This is a genomic window from Steroidobacter sp., assembly GCF_036406195.1.
In the GTDB taxonomy this organism is placed as follows: Bacteria; Pseudomonadota; Gammaproteobacteria; order Steroidobacterales; family Steroidobacteraceae; genus Steroidobacter.
Map to the genome: position 1 here is coordinate 196,954 of NZ_DASWVW010000035.1, position 22,407 is coordinate 219,360.

The window sequence follows — 22,407 nt, forward strand, 5'->3', positions numbered from 1 at the left end:
ATTCAAGCGCCCGAGCGGTTGTCGCCATCTACGTACACCCGAGTCGCGGCTCGTTGTGTACCGTCTATGGCGTCGCAACCAAACGACGCGAGAATAAATCGCATGTGTGCCGATCGCCTCTCCCGGCCGATTGCCGATGCCATCAACCGCAACTATCTCGGCGACGAGGAACGGATCGTGCGCTCATTGGCGGACGCCGCACGAGTATCGGAAGTCCAGCGCGCCAGGATAGCCACTCGCGCCCAGGGCCTCGTCGAAGGTGTGCGCAACCATCAATCGCGCCGCACGGGCCTGGATGCCTTCTTGCGAAAGTACGATCTGTCTTCGCAGGAAGGCGTGATTCTGATGTGTCTCGCCGAGGCATTGTTGCGCATCCCCGACGATGCCACCGCGGACCGGTTGATCGCCGACAAGATCGCGGCGGGCGACTGGGCTGCGCACTTGAGCGACAGCGAATCATTGTTCGTCAATGCATCCACATGGGGGCTGATGCTCACCGGCCGAATCGTCCGCCCGAGTGATGCAGATATTCATGATCCTCGCGGTGTGCTCGCCCGCATTGCCGGCCGCATTGGCGAGCCAGTGCTGCGCGCGGCGTTCCGTCAGGCCATGCGCATCATGGGGCATCAGTTCGTCATGGGGCGCACCATCGACGAAGCCTTGGACCGTTCGGTGGATGCGGAGAACAGGCTGTTCCGTCACTCGTTCGACATGCTCGGAGAGGCTGTGCTGACCGACCCGGACGCGCGGCGCTATCTCACGGCCTATCACGAGGCCATACAAAAGATCGGCGCACATTCCAGCCGCAGGTCTTCAATCGAGGGTGCACCAAGCATTTCAGTGAAGTTATCGGCGCTGTTTCCGCGCTACGAGTTCACGCAACGAGATCGTGTGCTGAAAGAGCTCGCGCCTCGGTTGCATGAGTTGGCCGCTGCCGCGCGCGGAGTGAACATTCCGTTGACGGTGGATGCCGAAGAGGTTGAGCGCCTGGAGTTATCGCTGGAACTGGTCGAACACGTGGCTCGCTCGCCGGAGCTGGCGGACTGGGAAGGTTTCGGCTTGGCTGTGCAGGCGTACCAGAAGCGCGCGCTGGATGTGATTCGCTGGCTTATCGGACTCGCCGATTCGACGGGCCGGCGGCTCAACGTGCGTCTTGTCAAAGGTGCGTATTGGGACAGTGAGGTCAAGCGCGCGCAAGAGCGCGGACTAGCCGGATATCCGGTGTTCACTCGCAAGGTCAGCACGGATGTTTCCTATATCGCTTGTGCGCGCGAGCTGATCGCGGCGGGGCCGCTCATCTATCCACAGTTCGCAACTCACAACGCACAGACGGTCGCGACCATCATCGAGCTGGCCGGCGAGGCTGGGAGAAAGTTTGAATTCCAGCGTCTGCACGGCATGGGAGAGGAACTGTATGCGCAGATTGTCGGTCCAGAAAAGCTCGGGATTCCATGCCGGGTCTATGCCCCCGTGGGCTCTCACGAGGATTTATTGCCGTATCTGGTGCGACGGTTGCTCGAGAATGGAGCCAACACTTCATTCGTCAACCGTGCTGTTGATGAGCAGCACGCGGTGACGGAGGTCATTCGCGACCCAGTGCTCGAAGTGGATGCTCTGAAACAAATACCTCACTCACGTATTCCATTGCCGCGGCTGTTGTATGGCTCGGCTCGGCTGAATTCGCTGGGCGTGAATCTCGCCGATCCTGCGGAATGTGAGCCACTGCTTGGCAAGATCCAGCAGGCCGCGCGACACCGTTGGGTTGCCGGACCCCTCGTGAATGGGGATCTGCACGATGCCGCCCCAGTAGAGGCGCGCAATCCTGCCAATCGTTCCGAAGTCATTGGCGTCGTCAGCAACGCGGACGCGGCGCTCGTCGACAGGGCCATTGCCGCGGCGGAGCTGGCGCAACCCGCATGGAATGCCACGCCCGCCACCGAGCGCGCCGAGATTCTGGAGCGCGCAGCGGATCTCTATGAAGAGCGGATGCCGGAGCTGATTTCCTACTGCGTGCGAGAAGGCGGGCGCACTATTCCCGACAGCATTTCGGAAGTACGCGAGGCCGTTGATTTCCTGCGCTACTACGCCGACCGTGCCCGCAACGAGTTCGGCGCCGGCGTTCGATTGCCGGGGCCGACGGGCGAGAGCAACGAGCTGAGGCTGCACGGTCGCGGTGTGTTCTGCTGTATCAGTCCCTGGAACTTTCCATTGGCGATCTTCACAGGTCAGATTGCCGCTGCGCTCGCTGCGGGCAACTCCGTCCTGGCCAAGCCCGCTGAACAGACACCGCTCATCGCAACGCGCGCGGTTCAGATACTACTGGAAGCTGGCATTCCACCCGACGTCTTACATCTATTGCCGGGTGATGGAGCTGTCGTCGGTGCGCGCATCGTTGCAGACCCGCGCATTGCCGGCATAGCCTTCACCGGTTCCACCGAGACGGCGAAATCGATCCACCGATCGCTGGCGAAACGCGACGGCGCCATCCCTGTGCTGATCGCCGAGACCGGCGGCCAGAACGCCATGATCGCCGACAGCTCCGCCTTGCCCGAACAAGTCGTCCTCGACGTAGTGCAGTCCAGCTTCAACAGTGCGGGGCAGCGCTGCTCGGCACTGCGTGCGTTGTACGTGCAGGACGAGATCGCCGATCGCGTCGCCGCGTTACTCGCCGGCTATATGGACGAGCTGAGCATCGGCGATCCGATGCTGCTGACTACGGATGTCGGCCCGGTGATCGATGTTCCTTCCTGCGACATGCTGCGTACTCACGCGGAAAACATCACTCGCAAAGCACGCTGGAGTCATGCGTGCAAACTGGGTCCCCAGCACCAGCGTGGCACGTTCTTCCCGCCCCAGGCGGTGGAAATCGACGCTCTATCGCAACTCGAGGGCGAGGTGTTCGGTCCTATCGTGCATTTGATCCGATATGACGCCCACCAGATCGACAACGTCATCGAAGCGGTAAACGCCACCGGCTTCGGCCTGACGCTGGGTATTCACACTCGCGTGGACGCCACGGCTCGTTACATCGCCGCTCGTGTATGCGCCGGCAACGTCTACATCAATCGCAACATGATCGGCGCCGTCGTCGGCGTGCAGCCTTTCGGTGGTCGCGGCCTGTCCGGCACCGGTCCCAAGGCCGGTGGCCCCTACTATCTGCACCGCTTCGCCACCGAGCAAACCGTGACGATCAACACCGCCGCGGTCGGGGGCAATGCCAGCCTGCTGGCAATGGAGGGGGAGTAGCGGCGTCGGACGCGGTTCTCAGCGCCACGATCAACGTTTCGCGAGCGGGACAGTTGCGAGATGGGCTTCGAGCTTGCCGATGATGTGCTTGGTCAGTGGCAGATGTTTCTTGTTTGCCATCCACTGCTCGCGGAACAGGGAGACTGTTTCCCGTGCCGTATCGATCACCAGCGTGCGTGGCAGGCGCGCTCGGTCGGCAAGATGGGATAGCTCGTCCTCCGTGAACTGGTCGAAACGCTTCGTGCGGCTGACGGTGAGGGCTGCCGACTCGTCATCGAGATAGCCGACGGTCGAGACAAAATCATAGGCGGGGGCGAGTGCGGCGCTGCGCCGGTCGGGATAGATCATCGACCAGTTCTTGAGGTGCATGTCGGCGTTGCCTATCAGCGCATTGAACGTGAGTCGTCGAACGAACTCGGCTACATCGCTTGCCGAGCCCTCCGCCGCGATGACGCTTGCAATGTTCACGTAGCTCGCCTTCCGGTACTTGTCGTGCGGATAGACGCGGAAGATCTGCGCAAAATCTTCGATATGGACGCTGCTGCCATCCTTCAGCCGGTCAAAGCGCTCGATGACAAAAGCGTTTCCCTGGAGAGTCCCGAGACCTCCCGGCAGATTGCCGATCGCGCCGACATCCACGAGTTTGACAGGCGGCACGTCAATGCCGACCAGGCGCGCCAGCGTCATCATTGAATACTCGTTTTCCGGTACTCCTTGGAACTCGCGCGACGGTAGCTTCACGATCCAGGAGCCGCCGACGCCGTTCGCGCGAATCGTAAGACTGTGGCGTGCTTCTTCGACGGCAGAGAATTTCAGCTGGACACCCGCGAGTGAGAATCGCAGCACGTTCTCGTCGCTTTGTATCTGCGCCATGGAAGAAGAGCTCTCGGTTCGCGGCCAACTGTCTGCATTCGCAGATCGGATACTCAGCGCGCCCGGTAGATCCTGTCCCAATGCCCAGACCAGAAAGAATTCGCGCTCTGAGCTCACGCCCGCGCGCTCGGCCAGATAACGACGCAGATGGCCTTCCGGAAGAAGGTTGGAGAAGAATGGCATGAGTCGAGTCTGTACGGCTCGATGATCGGTGATCAGTCCGCCGAGACTGTCTTTGAAGCCCAGGCTCAACGTTGGCCGGGCACTATCGGCGATATAGGACGCGTCAAACGCAAATAGCGTGCGATCGTCGCTGAAGCGAGTCAGTGTACCGATAGGCTCGCCGTAGAGCAGGACATCGAGAATGGCGACGCTATCGGCCACTCTCGTCATCCTCCAGCGAATAGGCCGGACGCACTTCGCCGGGGGAGGGAGCACTGATCCTGTTGTGCACAATCTCGCTGCGCAGCTGTTGGAGCCGAGTGAGCGCGCGTTGCAGCGGTTCGAGATTGTCCGTGCCCCGTACTCGCGACAGGATTTTATCGACCTCGTTCAGTGTTTCGTGATCCTCAGCAGTCAGCGGCAAGTTCATGAGGTCGCGCATCTGACGTGTGATCTGCGCCAGTTCGACGCTCTCCGGGAACAAGCGAGTCAGCGCGGCGAGGCGGCTGAGCAGGCGAGCCACTTCCTTGGGCTTGGGGTGTCGGGAGGAGCCCTGCGTTCGTTCGCCATCGTCCACGGCTCGGAGAATGGACTGAACGGCCGGCAGGCTCTTCCTCGGCACCAGGGCCAACTCCAGGTCGAGCGCGCGCGCCAGCTCGATCAGGCTCGAAAGGCGTAAGTCGACCGTCCCGCTTTCGATCCTGGAAATATGGCCTTGCGGCACGTTGACGAGATTGCTGAGGTCGCGCTGGCTCAGCCGCTTCGTCTCGCGAGCGGCTCGGAGCGCAGTCGCGAAGTCTGCTGCCGAGGAAGACATGGGGTCCAGCCTTACCGATATATCAATACATATCAAAAAATAGAGTTGATGCGTATCTACATATCAGGTTGGACCGATGTTGTCAATTTGTGATCTATTTAAATATATCAGTTGCGTCAATTGATCCATCATAATGGATCAAAAATGGCGTGACCGGCTCTGGCTGCCAGCCCACTGATCCTTCTCAGATTTCGTCGAAGTCGCCGCAGACGTCGTCGCCGGTCAGTTGCTGGAAGGGCGGGAGCTTGGACTCGAATCGCTCGCGGGATCGAGGCTCCGATAGGGCGGCGGCGAGGGCGCAGTTCAGCTCGTACACGTTGGTGTCGTAGCCGGCCTCGCGCATGGCGCGAGTGAATGCATCGACATGGGCGGCGCCGGCTTGATAGACCATAGGCGCGAACTCCGGATCGATGTCGAAGTTGTCGGGGTCCTGGTAGGACGCCTCGCAGCCGGCGGCATCGGTTGCGTGGTAGTTGCGACAGGTTTGTGGACGCGCTGCGTAGATGGAGCAGCGGCCCTGGCTCAGGAAGGGGCATTTGACGTTGCGTCGCATGCGTTCGATCTCATCCATGCCATCTAACGCCGTGCTGTTGGCGCGGATCTCCGAGTACACGCGCGCTTTCTCCTCGTCGGGCAACGAGCGCTCGACGAAGTCGAGAATGCTGAAGGCTTCGACGGCCCGCACGTCGACGCTGAAATGGCAGCACCAGGTGCAGCCGGAGCGGCAGGCGAGGGTTCCGATATCCGGTGCGGCGGCGATGCGTGAGTCGTGGCGTTCGCGGGAGTTCTCGTAGGCGCGCACTACGCCGACATCGCGAATTTCGTCCCGCGCACGTGCATGCTCCTCAGCAATGAGGCCACGGACGAAAGGGATGTCGATATCGATTTCCACGGAATGTTTCTATCAGTTCGCGCACGCGCGGCGCACGTATGCGCGCGAGAGAGGAGTAGGCCGTTAGCAGGAGCTGCAGTTCTTGGGATAGTCGAACTCGGCGTTGATGCCACTGTTCCAATCGAGCTCGCTCCAGGACTCGATGTCGAACTCCAGCGTGTAGACCGCGCAGGTCGGCATGTTGTCGATCTCGCGCTCGGCTGAGAGACGGTCGGCGAACTCGGTCAGGCCGGGGTTGTGTCCGACGATCATCAGATGCTGCGCATCGCCGCCCAATTCGCGCACGACTTCTTTCAGCACCTTGGGCGAAGCGAGATACAGGCGCTCATCCTGCAGCAGCTTCGTCGCCGGCAGATGCAGCTCGCGGGCGAAGATCTCCGCAGTGGTGAGAGCACGCACCGCTGGGCTCGTGATCACCTTGTCAGGCTTGAGCTTGCGCTCACGCAGCCGGCGAGCCATTTCCGGCGCGTCTTTCTGCCCGCGCGGCTCGAGCGCGCGATCCCAATCTTCCTGTCCGGAATGCTGAGCCTCGGTTTTGGCGTGTCGAAGCAGAGTCAGGCGCCGCATGGAGCTCCTTAGTCGTCGGCTTGAATCTCGACCATCCCGTCGTCGGTAACTCGCGTTTGGTAGGTGCGCACCGGCTCGTAAGCCGGGGGCGTGAGCGCCGCGCCCGTTCGCAAACAGAAGCGCGCGCCGTGGCGTGGGCAAATGACAACGTCACCTTCGACCGCGCCACCGGCCAGCTCGCCGCCATCGTGCGTGCACAGATCGTCGATGGCGTAGAACTTGCCGTCGATATTGAACACGGCGACGAGCCGAGCGTCGATCTCGGTCTGCGCGTAGTCGCCCGGAGGGATGGAGGCGGCCGGAGCCACGGGATGCCAGGTCATCGTCACATCATTCCTGTCTGCAAACGTGCCGCTTCCGACATCATGGTCTGGTTCCAGGGCGGATCGAACACCAGCTCGACATCGGCGCGGGTCACCGTGGGTACCAGCTCGACTTTGTCCTTCACGTCCTGCACCAGCACCTCGCCCATGCCGCAGCCGGGCGCGGTGAGCGTCATCTTGATGTCCGCGATACGTTCGCCTTCGGGCGTGCGAATGATGTCGCAGGAGTACACCAGGCCCAGCTCGACGATGTCGATGGGAATTTCCGGGTCGTAGCAGCTGCGCATCTGATTCCACACCAGCTGTTTCACATCTTCGTCGGTGGCGTTCGGAGGCAGCTCCGGCGCGAGACTCGGCTCCTTGCCGAGCGCATCCGCATCCTTGCCGGCGATGCGGAACAGGTTGCCCTCCACGTACACGGTGAAGCTGCCGCCCAGAGCCTGGGTAATGAACCCCGTTTTGCCATCGCGCAATGTCACCGGGATGCCGGCGGGAACCATGATGGCTTCGACGTCGCGCTGTAGGGTTACAGGTTCGTTGTCGTGGCTGTGCATGAAGACCAGAAGTGACTAATGACTGGCGACTAGGGGGAGGATCATTCGGTGGTCACGGGTTCGGCCGCACGGTCGAGCGCGGCGTTCAACGTATGCCAACACAGGCTCGCGCACTTGACGCGAGCCGGAAACTCACGAACACCCGACAAGGCGGCGAGCTTGCCCAGCCTGGCGGGATCGACGGCCGCATCGTGCTGGGTCAGCAATGCGTGAATGTCGTCGAACAATGCCTTGATCTCGGACCGGGTCTTGCCCTTGACGGCCTCGGTGAGCAACGAAGCCGACGCGACCGAGATCGCGCAACCGCTGCCCTCGAACTTCACATCGGTGATGTGCTCGCCTTCGAGGTTCGCGTAAACCGTCAGGCGATCGCCGCACAACGGATTGTGGCCATCGGCGTGCACGTCGGCAGGCTGCAGCTTGCCGAAGTTCCGCGGATGGCGGTTGTGATCGACGATGACGTCGCGATAAAGGTCTTTCAGGTCCATGTCGATATGAGATAACGAGGGCTCAGCCCAACACCTTGCGAGTATGTTCGAGGGCGGCCACCAGCCTGTCGATCTCCTCGCGAGTATTGTAGAACGACATCGACGCGCGCGCCGTGGCGGGAATCTTGAAGAACTCCATCACCGGCATGGCGCAATGGTGGCCGGTGCGAATCGCCACGCCCTCGGTATCGAGGATGGTGCCGATGTCGTGCGGATGAATGCCTTCCAGCGTGAACGACACGACCGCAGCCTTGTGCTCGGCCGTGCCAACGATCCGCAGGCCCGGTACCTGGCACAGCCGCTCGGTGGCGTACTCCAGCAACTCGTGCTCGTAAGCGGCAATGCGGTCCATGCCGATCTTTTCCAAGTAATCGATGGCCGCGGCAAGGCCGATTGCGCCACTGATGTGCGGCGTGCCGGCTTCGAACTTCCAGGGTAACTGGTTGTACGTCGTCTTTTCGAACGACACCGACAGGATCATGTCGCCGCCGCCCTGCCAGGGCGGCATGGCTTCCAGCAGCTCGCGCTTGCCGTATAGCACGCCCATCCCGGTCGGGCCGAGCATCTTGTGGCTGGAGAAGCAATAGAAGTCGCAGCCCAAAGCCTGCACGTCCACGGCGGTATGAGGAATGGCCTGCGCGCCATCGAGCAACACCGGCACGCCATGCTGTTTGGCGACCGCGATGAATTGTTCCACCGGCACGATGGTGCCGAGCGCATTCGAAACATGCGCCAGAGCCAACAGCCGCGTGCGTGGACCGATGAGCTTCTCGAACTCGATGAAATCGACTTCGCCCTGCTCGCTGATTGGAATGACCTTCAACACCGCGCCCACCTGCTCGCGCAGCATTTGCCACGGAACGATGTTGGCGTGATGTTCCAACGCCGAGATCAGGATCTCATCGCCAGGCTGGAAGCCGGTACGCAGAAAGCTTTGCGCGACCAGGTTCACCGCTTCGGTGGTGCCGCGAACGAAGACGATCTCCTTCGTGTCACGCGCATTGATAAAACGGCGAATGGTCTCTCGCGCGCCCTCGTAAGCGTCCGTAGCGCGCTGGCTCAGCGTGTGCACCCCACGATGCACGTTGGCGTGGTCCTGCTCGTAATAGCGGGAGATGGCTTCGATTACCGACTTGGGCCGCTGGCTGGAGGCAGCATTGTCCAGATACACCAGCGGTTTGCCGTTCACTGTCTGGTGCAGGATCGGGAAGTCGCGCCGGATGGCAGCGACATCGAGCGTGGTAGCACTGCGCGGTGCTGTCACAGCGGCATTCATGCATTGGCCTCGCTAGCTGGCTTGAACCGCTCATCGATCTGCTTTTCCAGCGCGGCGCGCAGCGGGGCAAGGTCGATGGTCGAGAGAATGGATTCGGCAAAGGCGCGGATCAGCGCCGCCCGGGCGTCCGATTCAGACAAGCCGCGCGAACGCAGATAGAAGAGGGCGGTCGCATCGAGTTGGCCGGTGGTCGCGCCGTGACTGCACTTCACGTCGTTCGCATAGATCTCCAGCTCGGGCTTGGAGTCGATCTCGGCGGTGGGCGACAGCAGCAGGTTGCGGCTGGACTGGCGAGCATCGACCTTCTGCGCATCCGGGCGGACGATGACTTTGCCGTTGAAGACACCGCGGCCTCTTCCGCCGGCGATGCCCCGATAGTCTTCTTCACTGGTCGTGTGAGCGGCGATGTGGTCGAGGCGCGTGTGCGCGTCCAGATGCTGATTGCCCATCGGCGCGAACATTCCCAACAGCGCGGCGTGCGAGCCACTGCCTTCGAGCAAAACGGCAATGCCGTTTCGGCCCAGACTCGCGCCGAGCGCGATGTCATGAATCGAATAGCGAGCGTCCTTCGCCAGTTTCGCCTGCACGTGGCCGATGTGGAAAGCGCGCGGCGCTTCCTGCTGAACGCGAAAATGCTTCACAGCGCCGCCAGCGGCGATTTCGAATCGCACTACTGCATTGGTGAAGTACTCGGCTTCGTTGGCGCCGAGATAATGTTCGATGATGGTGGCGCGGCTGTTGCGCCCCGCACGGACGATGATTCTCGGGTGGCTCATGCGTTGTGCGGCCGAGCTGGTCGACTGATGCACGATATAAATGGGTTCGTCGAGCGACGCGTGGTCCGCGAGATTCACCACCACGCCATCCTCGAAGAAGGCGAGGTTCAACTGCTCCAATGCGTGGCTGCCGAGTTGATCGTGTTCCTGCAGATATGCCGCGACGGCGGCAGGTTCGTGCTGCATCCACTGCTTGAGCGTGAGCACGGTGACGCCGGGCGGTTGCGCCTTCTGTGAAGACAGGGCAGGCAGGCAATGGCCGTTGACCAGCACGATGCGCGTGCCGGCCGTCGTCAGCCACTCCGGCTGATAGGCGTCGAGCGCAGAAGCTTCCGCCGGTGTGAACGAGCGCGATTCGAGGCGCCGCAGGTTGGTGTACTTCCAATCCTCGTCACGCTGCGTAGGAAAGCCCGTGGACAGGAACTGCTCTAGCGCTGCACGTCGCAGCGTGGTCAGGGTGTCATCGCCCTGCCAGCGTGCTTCGAACGCAGCTTTGTAACGTTCGACGGGCGATGCAGTGCTCTTGGCGCTTACCGCACTCACGCAGCTGCCTCCTGTTTGACCCAGTCGTAGCCGCGCTTCTCCAGCTCGAGTGCCAGCGACTTATCACCGCTCTTGATGATCCGGCCATCGGAAAGCACGTGGACATGATCCGGTTCGATGTAGTCGAGCAGGCGCTGGTAGTGCGTCACCAGCACGATGGCGCGCTCCGGGCTGCGCAGGCTGTTGACGCCGTTGGCGACGACGCGCAGCGCGTCGATGTCCAGGCCGGAGTCGGTTTCGTCGAGCAGCGCGAGCGACGGCTCCAGCACGGCCATCTGCAGAATCTCGTTGCGTTTCTTCTCGCCGCCGGAGAAGCCTTCGTTCACGCCGCGATTGAGGAAGCTCTCGTCCATCTGCATGAGCTTCATCTTCTCGCGCACCAGCGTGAGGAACTCGAACGCGTCCATCTCGGATTCGCCGCGATGTTTGCGGATGGCGTTCAGACCGGCCTTCAACAGATACACATTGTTCACGCCGGGGATTTCCACCGGGTACTGGAACGCCAGGAAGACGCCCTCGCGCGCACGCTCTTCGGGCGGCAGCGCCAGCAGGTCCTTGCCTTTATAGGTGACGCTGCCCTCGGTGACCGTGTAACCCTCGCGGCCCGCGAGCACTTGCGCGAGCGTGCTCTTGCCGGAGCCGTTCGGACCCATGATGGCGTGCACTTCGCCCGCGCCGACTTCCAGGTCGAGACCCTTGAGCACCTGTTTTTCGCCGGCGAGCGCGTGGAGATTCTTGATACTGAGCATGATGAGTAGTTGCGGTTAGCGGTTGGCGGTTAGCGGCTGGTTGGGGTGCGGTGGAGGCAGTGAGTCGTTCTGACTATCCGCCAACCGCTAACCGCCAACCGCTGCTGCAGAGCTGTTGTCATCCCACAGACCCTTCCAGGCTCACGGCGAGCAGGTTCTGCGCTTCGACGGCGAACTCCATCGGCAGCTCCTTGAACACCGCTTTGCAGAAGCCGTTGACGATCATGTTCACCGCGTCCTCTTCGGAGATGCCGCGGCTCAAGCAATAGAACAACTGGTCGTCGCCGATCTTCGACGTCGTGGCTTCGTGCTCGACGCTCGCGGTCGGCGTGCGCACTTCCATATAAGGGAAGGTGTGCGCGCCGCACTTGTCGCCCATGAGCAGCGAATCGCACTGAGTGAAATTGCGCGCGTTGGTGGCGCTCGGCAGGATCTTCACCAGGCCGCGATAGGCGTTCTGCCCGCGCCCGGCCGAGATGCCCTTGCTCACGATCGTGCTGCGCGTGTTCTTGCCGATGTGAATCATCTTGGTGCCGGTATCGGCCTGCTGATAATTGTTGGTCACCGCCACCGAATAGAACTCGCCCACCGAGTTGTCGCCGGTGAGAATGCAGCTGGGATATTTCCAGGTGATGGCCGAACCGGTCTCCACCTGCGTCCAGCTGATCTTCGAGTTGGCGCCCCGGCATTCGCCGCGCTTGGTGACGAAGTTGTAGATGCCGCCGCGGCCCTGCTCGTCGCCGGGATACCAGTTCTGCACGGTCGAATATTTGATCTGCGCACCTTCCAGGGCGACCAGCTCGACGACCGCCGCGTGCAACTGGTTCTCGTCGCGCATCGGGGCCGTGCAGCCCTCGAGGTAGCTCACATGCGAGCCTTCCTCGGCAACGATGAGCGTGCGCTCGAACTGGCCGGTCTTGGCGGCGTTGATGCGGAAGTAGGTGGACAGCTCCATCGGGCAGCGCACGCCCTTGGGCACGAACACGAACGAGCCGTCGGTGAACACCGCCGAATTCAGCGTCGCGAAAAAATTATCCGTGTAGGGCACCACCGTGCCGAGATACTTCTCGACCAGCTCCGGATGTTTCTGCACGGCTTCGGAGAAGGAACAGAAGATCACGCCGGCTTTGCTCAGCCGCTCCTTGAACGTGGTCGCCACCGACACGCTGTCGAACACCGCGTCGACCGCGACACCGGCAAGGCGGGCGCGCTCGTGCAGGGGAATGCCCAGCTTGTCATACGTCTCCAGCAGCTTCGGATCGACCTCATCCAGGCTCTTGGGCGCATCCGCCTTCGGCTTGGGCGCCGAATAGTAGGAAATCGATTGGTAGTCGATCGGCTGGATGCGCAGGTGCGCCCAGTGCGGCTCGCGCATGGTCAGCCAGTGGCGGTACGCCTTCAGGCGCCAGTCGAGCATGAACTGCGGCTCGCCCTTCTTGCGCGAGATGAAGGTGATGATGTCTTCATCGAGCCCGGGCGGTACCGTGTCGGATTCGATGTCCGTGACGAAGCCGTGCCGGTATTTCTGGGCAACCAGGGCTTCGAGCGTGGGGTCTGTTTGAGGATTGCTTGCCATTGGAAGTTACAACGCAAGAGTTAACCGTGCGGAGCGCGCAGCCGGGTCAGCGGCACGGTGGTGGTCGTCACCCCGCGCTCGGTGCCCGCGAGTTGTGCGAGCGAGATGTCGTTGAGCGCGCGGCGGATGGCGGCGTTGACCTTTTGCCAGGTATGGCCGACAGAGCATTTCGGCTCCAGACCGCAGGTGCTGTGTGCGCCGCTGCATTCGGTGATGGCGAACGGCCCTTCGAGCGCGTCGAGAATGCGGGCGGCGGTGATTTCACCCGCTGGCTGCGCCAGCTGGTAGCCGCCGTGACTGCCTCGGGTGGACGCGACCAGTCCGCTGCGTTGGAGCTTTTTCAGCAGTTTGCTGACGGTGGGCAGGCCGATGTGCGTGGCCTCGGCCACTTCGGCCGCCGTCCACAAGCGGTCGGGCTGGCCGGCGAGCCGGGCCAGGATCACGGTGCCGTAGTCGGTCAGCTTGCTGATGCGAAGCATGGTGGTGGCGATTCCGTGGTTGGGACTGCGGAAGGAGGAAATGGGACCATTCTAGTCCCAATACAAGCCCTCTCGCCACTGTCTGACCCACTGTCTGGACCACTGCCGGGCTGGATCGAAGCGCAACTGGCGAGGTTATGTCCGGAGAGGTCGTGGCTGGCGCGGAACCCGCCGAAGCCGCATGCAGTCCAACGTTGTCGTTCCTACACCACAAGGGAAGCCCGTGAGGCTGAAGGCGATTTGGTATCCTACGCCCCCCATAACTTGAGGCTTGCCGGCCGGGCACACGCCGCGGAGGCGTTGGCCGCGCGCAAGCTCACCCCTGAAGGCGGAGGATTTATGAATCGTACCGAGCTCGAATCGATCGCGCGCGCAATGGTTGCCAAGGGCAAGGGCATCCTGGCGGCCGACGAATCCAGCGGCACCATCAAGAAGCGCTTCGACACCATCCAGCTGGAGTCGACCGAGGAAGCGCGCCGCACTTATCGCGAGCTGTTGTTCACCGCGCCGGACGTGGCGAACTACATCAGCGGCGTGATCCTCTATGACGAGACCATCCGCCAGAAGACCAAGGACGGCACGCCGTTCCCGCAGCATCTCGCCAAGCTCGGCATCGTGCCGGGCATCAAGGTGGACCTGGGCGCGAAGCCCCTGGCCGGCTTCCCCGGCGAGACCATCACCGAAGGTCTCGATGGCCTGCGCGAGCGCCTGGCCGAATATCACAAGCTGGGTGCCCGCTTCGCCAAGTGGCGTGCCGTGATCGATATCGGCAAGGACATTCCGACGCAGTTCGCAATCGACGCGAATGCGCATGCGCTGGCTCGTTACGGCGCGCTCTGCCAGGAAGCGAACATTGTGCCGATCATCGAGCCCGAGGTGCTGATGGATGGCGATCACTCCATCGAGCGTTGTGAAGAAGTGACGAGCGCCGTGCTGCAGTCGGTGTTCGCGCAGTTGAATTCACATCGCATTCATCTGGAAGGCATGATCCTGAAGCCCAACATGGTCATCTCGGGCAAGAAGAACACCTCGCGCGCCGGCCGCCAGCAGGTCGCCGAAGCAACCGTGCGCACGCTCAAGCGCTACGTGCCGAGCGCCGTGCCGGGCATCGCGTTCCTCTCCGGTGGCCAGAGCGCCGCGGAAGCGACCGAGCACCTGAGCTTGATGAACCAGATCGGCAATCTGCCTTGGGAGCTGACGTTCTCGTATGGCCGTGCTCTGCAGGACGAAGCGCTCAAGGCGTGGGGCGGCAAGCCCGACGCGTTCGTTGCCGGGCAGAAGGCGTTTGCCCGCCGTGCCAAGTTGAACAGCCTGGCGCGCTCCGGCAGCTACACCGCCCAGTCCGAGCAGGCCGCCTGAGGCCCTGTGGCATATCATAGGCAGCTAAGGAACAGCTAATGATGGGCGGCGACAATGCATCGTGTGGTTACCTTTGAGGTCTGAATGGTCTCTGCCGTTAACGCCTATGCGTCGTCCGCCCATCCAGCCGCTGCCTCCGAATCCCTGATCGAGATTCGCGATCTGCATTATTCGGTCGGCGGCCGAAGCATCTTCGCCGGCCTGAATCTGTCGATTCCACGCGGCCGAATTACCGCGCTCATGGGACCGAGCGGCACCGGCAAGACCACGCTGTTGCGTTTGATCACCGGACAGATCAAGCCGAGCAGCGGCCAGATCCTGTTCGACGGCATCGAGGTGTCGTCGCTCAAAACTCGCGAGCTGTACGCGCTGCGCCGGCGCATGGGCATGCTGTTTCAGAACGGAGCGCTGCTCACCGACATGGATGTGTTCGAGAACGTCGCGTTTCCCTTGCGCGAGCACACCGATCTTCCCGAATGTTTGATTCGCAACGTGGTGCTCACCAAGCTGCAGGCCGTGGGCTTGCGGGGCGCGGCGCGCCTGATGCCGTCGGAGCTTTCCGGCGGCATGAATCGCCGTGTGGCGCTGGCGCGCACCATGGCGACCGATCCCGAAGTGTTGATTTACGATGAGCCCTTCACCGGCCTCGATCCCATTTCGATGGGGATGATCGTGCGCCTGGTGCGGCACATGAACAACGCGCTGGGCATCACCAGCATCGTGGTCTCGCACGACGTGAAGGAGCTCTCGGAGCTGTCCGATACCAGTTACATCATTGCCGGCGGCAAAGTGGCGGCGTCAGGCGAGCTGAAGAATCTCAAAGGCCACGAATCCGACATCGTCAACCAGTTCCTCAACGGCCTGCCCGACGGCCCGGTGCCTTTTCACTATCCGGCGGCTGACTACTACCAGCAGCTGCTCGGGACCGACGCATGAAGCTACTGCGAGAGCTGACCGACAACGCGGGCAATTTCACGGCGACCGTCGGCGGCGTCACATTGTTTCTCGGACGCGTGCTCGGCCAGGTGCCGCGCGCGTTGCTGCGCCCGTCGCTGATCATCGACCAGGTCCACAATGCCGGTGCATTGTCGCTGGTCATCATCATGACTTGCGGACTGTTCGTCGGCGCGGTGCTCGGCCTGCAAGGCTATGACTTGTTGTTGCGCTTCGGTTCGGAGGACGCGCTTGGCACGGCTGCCGCGTTGGCGCTCATCAAAGAGCTGGGGCCGGTGGTGACGGCGTTGTTGTTTGCCGGCCGGGCGGGCACGGCACTCGCGTCCGAGATTGGCTTGATGCGCGCGACCGATCAGCTCACCGCGATGGAAATGATGGCGGTCGATCCGATTCGCCGCGTGGTGGCACCTCGTTTCCTCGGCGGCTTGATTGCCATGCCGCTGCTGACGCTGATCTTCATCGCGATCGGCATCTTCGGCGTGCAGGTGGTGGGCGTGCAGATGTTCGGCGTGGACACGGCGTCGTTCTGGTCGCAGATGCGATCGAGCGTGTCGTCCGACGATATCGCCGAGGGTGTCATCAAAGGTTGCGTGTTCGGCTTCGCGTGCAGCCTGGTCGCGGTGTACGAGGGTTACACCGCCATCCCGACCGCTGAAGGCGTGGGCCGTGCGACTACTCGCACCGTGGTGATCTCCGCGGTGTTGACCTTGATGCTGGATTACATGCTCACAGCGGTCATGCTGTGATTGCCGGAGCGACTATGCGTTCGACTCGCGCTGTAGAAATTTCAACTGGACTGTTCGTGCTGCTCGGCTTTGCCGCGCTGTTTTTCATGGTGACCCAGATCACCAACCGGGAATTGGCGGTGGACGGCGCCAGCTACGTGGTGACCGCACAATTCGAGAACATCGGCAGCCTCAAGCCGGGCGCCGCGGTCTCGATGGCCGGCGTTACGGTGGGGCGCGTCGATTCCATCGCCTTCGACCAGAATGTCTACAAGGCGGTTGTGAAGATGCGCATCGCCTCCAGCTACAACCGAATCCCGAACGACAGCGATGCCGCCATCATGACGTCCGGGTTGCTGGGCGGCCAGTACGTCGGTATCACAGCCGGCGGCTCCGAGGAATATCTCAAGAACGGCGACCGCATCGAGCTGGTGCAGGACGCGTTGGTGTTGGAGAACCTGATCAACCAGCTGGTCGCAAGCTTCATGGGCAAGCGCGACGAGCAAGGATCGAGCTCGGGCAATGCCGATCAGGGCGCCGAGGGCGGTCAGAACCAGACGGAGGAACCGAAGCAATGACTAAGTTCATGAAGCGGGGGCTGTCCCCAGTGTTGGCACTGCTGGCGTCCGTCGCGCTCTTTGCCGGCGCCGCCCGGGCTCAGGATGACGCGGCCAAGCTCGGCCCGCAGGAGCTGGTCGCCAAGGTCGCGAACGACACCCTGAAGGATCTCGACGCCAATCGTGCCGAGTACGCCAAGAACAAGGCCAAGGTCCGCGAGTTGGTCGACAAGAACATGCTGCCGTACTTCGACACCGCGTATGCCGCGCAGCTGGTGCTCGCGAAGCATTGGCGGACGGCGACACCGGAGCAGCGTAAGCGGTTCGTCGATGCTTTCTATCAATCGTTGTTGCAGAACTATGGCGAGGCGTTGCTGGAGTTCACGCCCGACCGCCTGAAGATTCTGCCGTTCCAGGGCAACCCGACCGACAAGATCGCCACGGTGCGCACGGAAATTCGTCGCGACAATGGCAGCCGCGTCCCGGTGAACTATTCGCTGCGCCAGACCGACAATGGCTGGAAGGCCTACGACGTGCAGATCGAAGGCGTGTCGTATGTGAAGTCGTTCCGCACGGACTTCGGCGCGGAGATCCAGCAGAAGGGTCTCGAGGCTGTGATTCAGCGGCTGGAGTCGCAGGTCGCGAGCGGCACGGTCAAGAAGCCGACCGCTTGAGTACCGCCACGAGGCGCGGCCAACAACGATGAATGCGAAACCTGCGCAGACTCCAGGTCCCGCCAAACTTGAAGCGCTCGGCAACGGGCGCTTCAAGGTGTTCGGCGCATTGAACGCGGAGACCGCCACCGACCTGCTCAAGCGCAGCGACGCGGCATTCAAAGAGGCGGGCTCGTCACTGGAAATCGATCTGGCCAATGTTCCGGAAGGCGACAGTGCCGGCCTGGCCCTGCTGATCGAATGGCTGCGCCTCGCGCGGCAGCGTCAGCAACAGATTCATTTCAAGAATGTGCCGCAGCAGATCGCGGCCCTGGCGCGCATCAGCGAAGTCGAAGCCCTCCTCAACGGCAACTGAGCGGGGGCTCTGTCCCCGTTTCCAGGGTCCCTGTTTCCGCAGAACAGGCTCATAATGCGGCACTCCGATGCTCTGGCGCCGCCGCTCATGCTCGCTCAAGTCGATCCCTTTCAAGCCATCGCCATCAGTCGCCTCGCTTACGCGTTGCAGGCGCAGGGACGTTCGGTCATTCACATGGAATTCGGGCAGCCTTCGACGGGGGCACCGCGAGCTGCGATCGAGCGTGCACATCAGGTACTCGATAGCGATCCGATGGGATATTGGGAGAGCACGGCGCTCAAAGCGCGCCTGGCGCGTCACTATCTCGATAGCTATAGCGTCACCGTCGATCCCGAGCAGTTTATTTTCTCGTCTGGCGCCTCGTCCGCGCTGACGCTCGCGTTGACTTCTACGTTCGCGGCTGGCGACCGCATCGCTATCGCTCGGCCGGGTTATGTTGCTTACCGAAACACATTGCGCGCGTTGCATCTCACGCCGGTAGAGATTGCGTGCGGGCCCGAGTCTCGATATCAATTGACCGCTGCAAGCCTGGTGGCGCTGGATCCGGCGCCCCAGGGCGTCATCGTGGCGAGTCCAGCCAATCCCACCGGCACCATCATCGAACCCTCGGAGCTTGAAGCTATCGCGCGCGTGTGCCGGGAGCGCAAGATCACCATCATCTCCGACGAGATCTACCACGGCCTGAGCTACGTCGGTCCGGCGCGCTCCATGCTGGAGTTCGAGCCCGAGGCGCTCATCGTCAACAGCTTCTCCAAATACTTCAGCATGGTGGGCTGGCGGCTCGGCTGGCTGCTCGTGCCCATGGAACGGCAACCCCGCGCGCGTGCCTTCATGGGCAATCTGTTTCTAACCGCGCCGTCGCTGAGCCAGCACGCCGCGCTGGTCGCGATGGATTGTCGCGAGGAATTGGAAGGCTACGTGGCTACCTACGCGCGCAATCGCGAGTTGCTCTTGGAAGCGTTGCCTCGCCTGGGCCTGACCAACATCGCACCGCCGGACGGCGCTTTCTATATCTACGCGAACGTTGGCCATCTCACCAACGACAGCATCGAGCTCTGCAAAGCGCTCCTGCAAGACACCGGCGTCGCCACTGCCCCCGGCGTCGACTTCGATCCCGTCGAAGGCCACCGCCACATACGCCTCAGCTTCGCTGTCTCCACCGCCGAAGTCGAAGACGCCATTGCTCGCATGACGCCGTGGTTCACACGGCGCCGGTAGTCAGCTACTGCTGCGGCTGAGCGTCCTGCAACTCTTCCTCTTCGGGCTCTTCCTCGAGGTCCAGGTCTTCCAGCGTCTCCGGCGGCGGGTTGCCGTCGAAGATGTTGAATTCACGTTGCTGCACCCAGGCATCGCGGATGAAGGCGTACGGGTCGTAGGTGCGTCGTAACGTTTCGTCCAGCGGCAGCAGTTCCGAGCGGCTGTGGACGACGTTGATCACGCGTTGGCCCCATTCGGCTTCCCAGGGCAGATCGCTGTACTGCAGCGGATTGGTGAACCAATCGACCACGCGTGACGGAGCGTCGCGCATGGAGGAGGGGCCGAACAGCGGCAGGTTCAGGAACGCGCCGGAAGGCACCCCCCAAACGGCTAGCGTCTGGCCGAAATCCTCATCGTTCTTTTCCAAGCCCAGCGGCGTGGCCACGTCGAAGATGCCGGCGATGCCGAGCGTGCTGTTGATCAGGAAACGGCCGGTGTCCTTCAGGCCCAGCAGGAACTTGCCCTGCAGGAACTGGTTGATGAACGTGCCCGGGTACTCGATGTTGCTCAGCACGTTGCCGACGCCACTGCGCACGAACTGCGGAGTGACCTTGCGATAGCCCTTGGCCACCGGCTTCAACGCCGCGCGATCGAGCGTGTCGTTGAACTTGTAGACGGCACGATTGAAGCCCTCGTAGCGGTCGTCATTGGTGGTGCGGCCCGGCGCGCTGGCGCATCCTGCGGCAGCGAAGGCGGCAAGCAACAAAGGCGCGGCGCGCGTGATCTTGGACATGCGACGTGAATCCTTCAAAACAGGCGACCAGTATTGGTTGTAGCCCGGACAGTCGGATAGTACGCGCCGGTCAAATCAATCGTGGCGCGAAGGCAAGAATGTTGCCTCCCTGGCGGGCGCCAGGATTGTATCAATTTACGCGGCGGCCGCCGTTGCTCGCTTCCATGGCGCGACGCGCGGGACCGCGCTTGGGCAATGCTTGCTGAATTTCGTCCAGGCGGGCTTCGAAACGCGCCCGCTGCACGTCGGAAATCTTCGGCACGGCCAAGGCCAGTTGCAGCTGATTGATGGCCAGCAACAGCTCGCCGCTCATGATGTGATACTCGGACATGTAGTAATACGAATCCGCAACGTCGCCGGCCGCATTGGCCGCACGAGCGGTGAGCTTGGCTTGCTCCGGCGTCGGCGGCACGGTGTTGAACAGGTCCAGCAGGATCTCGTGCGCCTTCTTGGCGTCGCCCTTTTGCATCAACGTTTCGGCGTAGCGGGTGGTGACCGCCACATTGCGGGGGAACAGCTCTCTCGCGCGCTTCAATGTTTGCAGCGACGCGTTGCCGTCGCCGGCCAGCAACTGTGCCTGTCCGAGCGCGGTGTGATACTGGAGCAGCGTCGGATCGGTGGCGCGCAGCCGCTCGAAGATCGGCACGGCCTTGGCGGCCTGGCCCGCCATCATCAGCGCCAGACCTTGACCATAGACCTGCGCCGGTGTCGCGTCCGGCTCGTTCTTGACGATTGCGGCGTAGTACGAGCGCGGATCTTCGCCCGCCGGCGTCGAGAGCACGCGCAAGCGCTCGCGCGTCAGCGCATAGCTTGCGCTCTGCGGATCGGGCGTCACATCCAGCTGAGCTGCTCGCTCCTTGGTCTCGGCGATACGGTTGGTGCTCACCGGATGCGTGCGAAGCATTTCGGGAATGTTCATTTCGCCGCCGCCGGACAGACTGCTCATGGTCTCGAAGAACGCCGGCATGCCGTTCGGATCGAATCCCGAACGGGCCAGCAATCCCAGGCCGACGCGATCCGCCTCCGATTCGTTGGCGCGCGTGAAGCTGATCTGCTGCTGGATGGCCAGACTCTGCGCTGCCGCCACACCGGCCATGGCCGCATCGCCACCGCCTGCCGCCGCGCCGACCAGAATGGCGGCCAGCATGGCCGCGGTCGAGACCAGACTCGAACGGCTTTGCGCGGCAATACTGCGGGCAATGTGCCGCTGCGTAACGTGTGCGATTTCGTGCGCCAGCACGCCCGCGAGCTCGGCCTCGTTCTTGGTCTTGAGCAACAGGCCGCTGTTCACACCGATGAAGCCGCCGGGCAACGCAAAGGCGTTGATGCTGTTGTCGCGAACCACGAAGAAGTTGAAGCGCTGGGAGCCGTCGTGCGCCTGGCTGGACAGCTTGTAGCCCAGCGAGCGGATGTACTCGGTGACCTCCGGATCCTCCAGGATCTGATCCTGGTCGCGCAGCCCGCGCACGATCATGCGGCCGATCTGGTACTCGTCTTCCAAGCTCAGCATGGCCTGAGCCGGGCTGCCGATGTCGGGCAAATCCTCCGGATCGGCGTGGCTGGTGCCGCCAACCATGACCAGGCAAGCCAGGGCGGCGCACAGCAGGGCCTTGAACGTGGCGAGGGTGGGTATTTTCACAGCTAGCAGTGTGGTGTGGCCGGGGGAGGCTGTAAAGCGTCACAAGTTCGACCCCGATGGCCGCTGTACGTTCATTGCCGGCGCAAATTCCGCGCTCCGTCAGGCCCTTGGCGGATTGCGGCGGTATTCGGCATCCGCTCCCGGAGCACCGATGGGCGGCCCCCTGGCGGGCCGCGGACCAGACTGAGGTAGTTCCGGCTCGCACGCAGCGGGTATTCGCGACCGCTTTGTCGAACGGATTCCGGTGTCGCCGGCCGGCGCCACCTCCCGCTGCCCTCCATGTGAACCAAACCCCTTTCTCGCCCGGTGCGACTCCATTAGAATGCCGCGCCCCGCACGGAGAGGTACCGAAGCGGTCACGAAGGTACTAAATCTCTCCTAACTCCCTATCCGGCTTAGCAAATTCAACACCAATAATTCTGGCCGTTGATAGGGGTGTGAGCCTTTCCCCTGTGCCTCTACTGAGGCGCAAGCATGTACCTAGAGCGACGTAGCGGCCGTTACTACTGCGTTCTCAAAATTCCGACCCACCTCCGAGCCCAACTCGGCCAACGTGAAATCAGGCTCAGTCTGTACACGTACCATCGGTTACAAGCCAAGGAAATGGCCCATGCCTGTTGGCTGGCACTTCGGGAAATCTTGAAAAATTCCGAGAATTTTAAATTTTCGACGATGGACGAATTGAAGAGCCACATCCGGGAAGCTGCTATGGCTCATTCCCCGGACGGATACACCAGCCTGATCGAGCTGACGGGATCGGCCGACAACGCCAAGCTGGCGACGGCTATCAAGGTGCTCATGGCGTACAGCGCTGATTTTTTCGTGATCGCGCC

Annotated in this window: 23 protein-coding genes; 9 read left to right on the forward strand and 14 right to left on the reverse strand. The window is 62.3% G+C overall.

The window, feature by feature from the left end:
- The first annotated feature begins 102 nt into the window (after positions 1 to 102).
- Complete coding sequence (putA, locus tag VGE08_RS17280) at positions 103 to 3,246, forward strand: bifunctional proline dehydrogenase/L-glutamate gamma-semialdehyde dehydrogenase PutA (protein ID WP_331069161.1); 3,144 nt, start codon at positions 103 to 105, stop codon at positions 3,244 to 3,246.
- A gap of 30 nt (positions 3,247 to 3,276) precedes the next feature.
- On the opposite strand, the gene VGE08_RS17285 is transcribed toward putA, so the two are convergent.
- From VGE08_RS17285 to VGE08_RS17340, 12 genes are all read right to left on the reverse strand, one after another.
- Positions 3,277 to 4,503 carry a type II toxin-antitoxin system HipA family toxin gene (locus VGE08_RS17285; protein WP_331069162.1) on the reverse strand — a complete coding sequence of 409 codons (1,227 nt, stop codon included), beginning with the start codon at positions 4,501 to 4,503 and terminating at the stop codon, positions 3,277 to 3,279.
- On the reverse strand, positions 4,493 to 5,098 hold the full coding sequence (locus VGE08_RS17290) for a helix-turn-helix transcriptional regulator (RefSeq protein ID WP_331069163.1): 606 nt from the start codon (positions 5,096 to 5,098) through the stop codon (positions 4,493 to 4,495). Before VGE08_RS17290 ends, VGE08_RS17285 begins: the two co-directional genes overlap by 11 nt.
- 184 nt (positions 5,099 to 5,282) lie before the next feature.
- Positions 5,283 to 5,990, reverse strand: a complete 708-nt coding sequence (locus VGE08_RS17295; protein ID WP_331069164.1) for a YkgJ family cysteine cluster protein — start codon at positions 5,988 to 5,990, stop codon at positions 5,283 to 5,285.
- A 63-nt stretch (positions 5,991 to 6,053) separates the two neighbouring features.
- Positions 6,054 to 6,557, reverse strand: coding sequence for a histidine phosphatase family protein (locus VGE08_RS17300; RefSeq protein ID WP_331069165.1), 504 nt, complete (start codon positions 6,555 to 6,557; stop codon positions 6,054 to 6,056).
- 8 nt (positions 6,558 to 6,565) lie between these two features.
- Entirely contained in the window at positions 6,566 to 6,880 is a 315-nt protein-coding gene (locus VGE08_RS17305; protein ID WP_331069166.1) for a non-heme iron oxygenase ferredoxin subunit, read from the reverse strand.
- Positions 6,881 to 6,882: 2 nt separating this feature from the next.
- Positions 6,883 to 7,434: a putative Fe-S cluster assembly protein SufT gene (gene sufT / locus VGE08_RS17310; protein WP_331069167.1), complete on the reverse strand. Its 552-nt coding sequence runs from the start codon at positions 7,432 to 7,434 to the stop codon at positions 6,883 to 6,885.
- Between the two features lie 41 nt (positions 7,435 to 7,475).
- Positions 7,476 to 7,922: a Fe-S cluster assembly sulfur transfer protein SufU gene (gene sufU, locus VGE08_RS17315; RefSeq protein ID WP_331069168.1), complete on the reverse strand. Its 447-nt coding sequence runs from the start codon at positions 7,920 to 7,922 to the stop codon at positions 7,476 to 7,478.
- A 22-nt stretch (positions 7,923 to 7,944) separates the two neighbouring features.
- On the reverse strand, positions 7,945 to 9,198 hold the full coding sequence (locus tag VGE08_RS17320) for a cysteine desulfurase (RefSeq protein WP_331069169.1): 1,254 nt from the start codon (positions 9,196 to 9,198) through the stop codon (positions 7,945 to 7,947).
- Entirely contained in the window at positions 9,195 to 10,517 is a 1,323-nt protein-coding gene (sufD, locus tag VGE08_RS17325; RefSeq protein WP_331069170.1) for a Fe-S cluster assembly protein SufD, read from the reverse strand. The genes VGE08_RS17320 and sufD overlap by 4 nt, the downstream gene beginning before the upstream one ends.
- Positions 10,514 to 11,266, reverse strand: coding sequence for a Fe-S cluster assembly ATPase SufC (gene sufC, locus VGE08_RS17330; protein WP_331069171.1), 753 nt, complete (start codon positions 11,264 to 11,266; stop codon positions 10,514 to 10,516). The genes sufD and sufC overlap by 4 nt, the downstream gene beginning before the upstream one ends.
- Before the next feature lie 118 nt (positions 11,267 to 11,384).
- On the reverse strand, positions 11,385 to 12,842 hold the full coding sequence (sufB, locus tag VGE08_RS17335; protein ID WP_331069172.1) for a Fe-S cluster assembly protein SufB: 1,458 nt from the start codon (positions 12,840 to 12,842) through the stop codon (positions 11,385 to 11,387).
- A 20-nt stretch (positions 12,843 to 12,862) separates the two neighbouring features.
- Positions 12,863 to 13,321 carry an SUF system Fe-S cluster assembly regulator gene (locus VGE08_RS17340; RefSeq protein ID WP_331069173.1) on the reverse strand — a complete coding sequence of 153 codons (459 nt, stop codon included), beginning with the start codon at positions 13,319 to 13,321 and terminating at the stop codon, positions 12,863 to 12,865.
- A gap of 339 nt (positions 13,322 to 13,660) precedes the next feature.
- On the opposite strand from VGE08_RS17340, the gene VGE08_RS17345 reads away from it, so the two are divergent.
- The 7 genes from VGE08_RS17345 (at position 13,661) to VGE08_RS17375 (ending at position 19,163) form a co-directional block, all read left to right on the forward strand.
- A complete protein-coding gene (locus VGE08_RS17345; RefSeq protein WP_331069174.1) occupies positions 13,661 to 14,680 on the forward strand; it encodes a class I fructose-bisphosphate aldolase in 1,020 nt (339 codons plus the stop codon).
- A gap of 84 nt (positions 14,681 to 14,764) precedes the next feature.
- Entirely contained in the window at positions 14,765 to 15,616 is an 852-nt protein-coding gene (locus VGE08_RS17350; protein WP_331069175.1) for an ATP-binding cassette domain-containing protein, read from the forward strand.
- Positions 15,613 to 16,380: a lipid asymmetry maintenance ABC transporter permease subunit MlaE gene (mlaE, locus tag VGE08_RS17355; RefSeq protein ID WP_331069176.1), complete on the forward strand. Its 768-nt coding sequence runs from the start codon at positions 15,613 to 15,615 to the stop codon at positions 16,378 to 16,380. The genes VGE08_RS17350 and mlaE overlap by 4 nt, the downstream gene beginning before the upstream one ends.
- 14 nt (positions 16,381 to 16,394) lie before the next feature.
- Positions 16,395 to 16,937: an outer membrane lipid asymmetry maintenance protein MlaD gene (gene mlaD, locus VGE08_RS17360; protein ID WP_331069177.1), complete on the forward strand. Its 543-nt coding sequence runs from the start codon at positions 16,395 to 16,397 to the stop codon at positions 16,935 to 16,937.
- A complete protein-coding gene (locus VGE08_RS17365; RefSeq protein WP_331069178.1) occupies positions 16,934 to 17,590 on the forward strand; it encodes an ABC transporter substrate-binding protein in 657 nt (218 codons plus the stop codon). Before mlaD ends, VGE08_RS17365 begins: the two co-directional genes overlap by 4 nt.
- A 28-nt stretch (positions 17,591 to 17,618) precedes the next feature.
- Positions 17,619 to 17,945 carry an STAS domain-containing protein gene (locus tag VGE08_RS17370; RefSeq protein ID WP_331069179.1) on the forward strand — a complete coding sequence of 109 codons (327 nt, stop codon included), beginning with the start codon at positions 17,619 to 17,621 and terminating at the stop codon, positions 17,943 to 17,945.
- An 87-nt stretch (positions 17,946 to 18,032) separates the two neighbouring features.
- The gene (locus tag VGE08_RS17375; protein WP_349258731.1) at positions 18,033 to 19,163 is read left to right on the forward strand and encodes a pyridoxal phosphate-dependent aminotransferase; all 1,131 of its coding nucleotides are present in this window, start codon (positions 18,033 to 18,035) and stop codon (positions 19,161 to 19,163) included.
- Between the two features lie 4 nt (positions 19,164 to 19,167).
- Here the strand turns inward: VGE08_RS17375 and VGE08_RS17380 are convergent, their stop codons facing one another.
- Entirely contained in the window at positions 19,168 to 19,935 is a 768-nt protein-coding gene (locus tag VGE08_RS17380) for a VacJ family lipoprotein (RefSeq protein WP_331069181.1), read from the reverse strand.
- A gap of 130 nt (positions 19,936 to 20,065) precedes the next feature.
- Positions 20,066 to 21,574, reverse strand: coding sequence for a M48 family metalloprotease (locus VGE08_RS17385; RefSeq protein ID WP_331069182.1), 1,509 nt, complete (start codon positions 21,572 to 21,574; stop codon positions 20,066 to 20,068).
- A gap of 474 nt (positions 21,575 to 22,048) precedes the next feature.
- Here VGE08_RS17385 and VGE08_RS26575 point away from each other — a divergent pair.
- On the forward strand, positions 22,049 to 22,407 hold a 359-nt coding region (locus VGE08_RS26575), incomplete at its 3' end, for a DUF6538 domain-containing protein (RefSeq protein ID WP_414717505.1).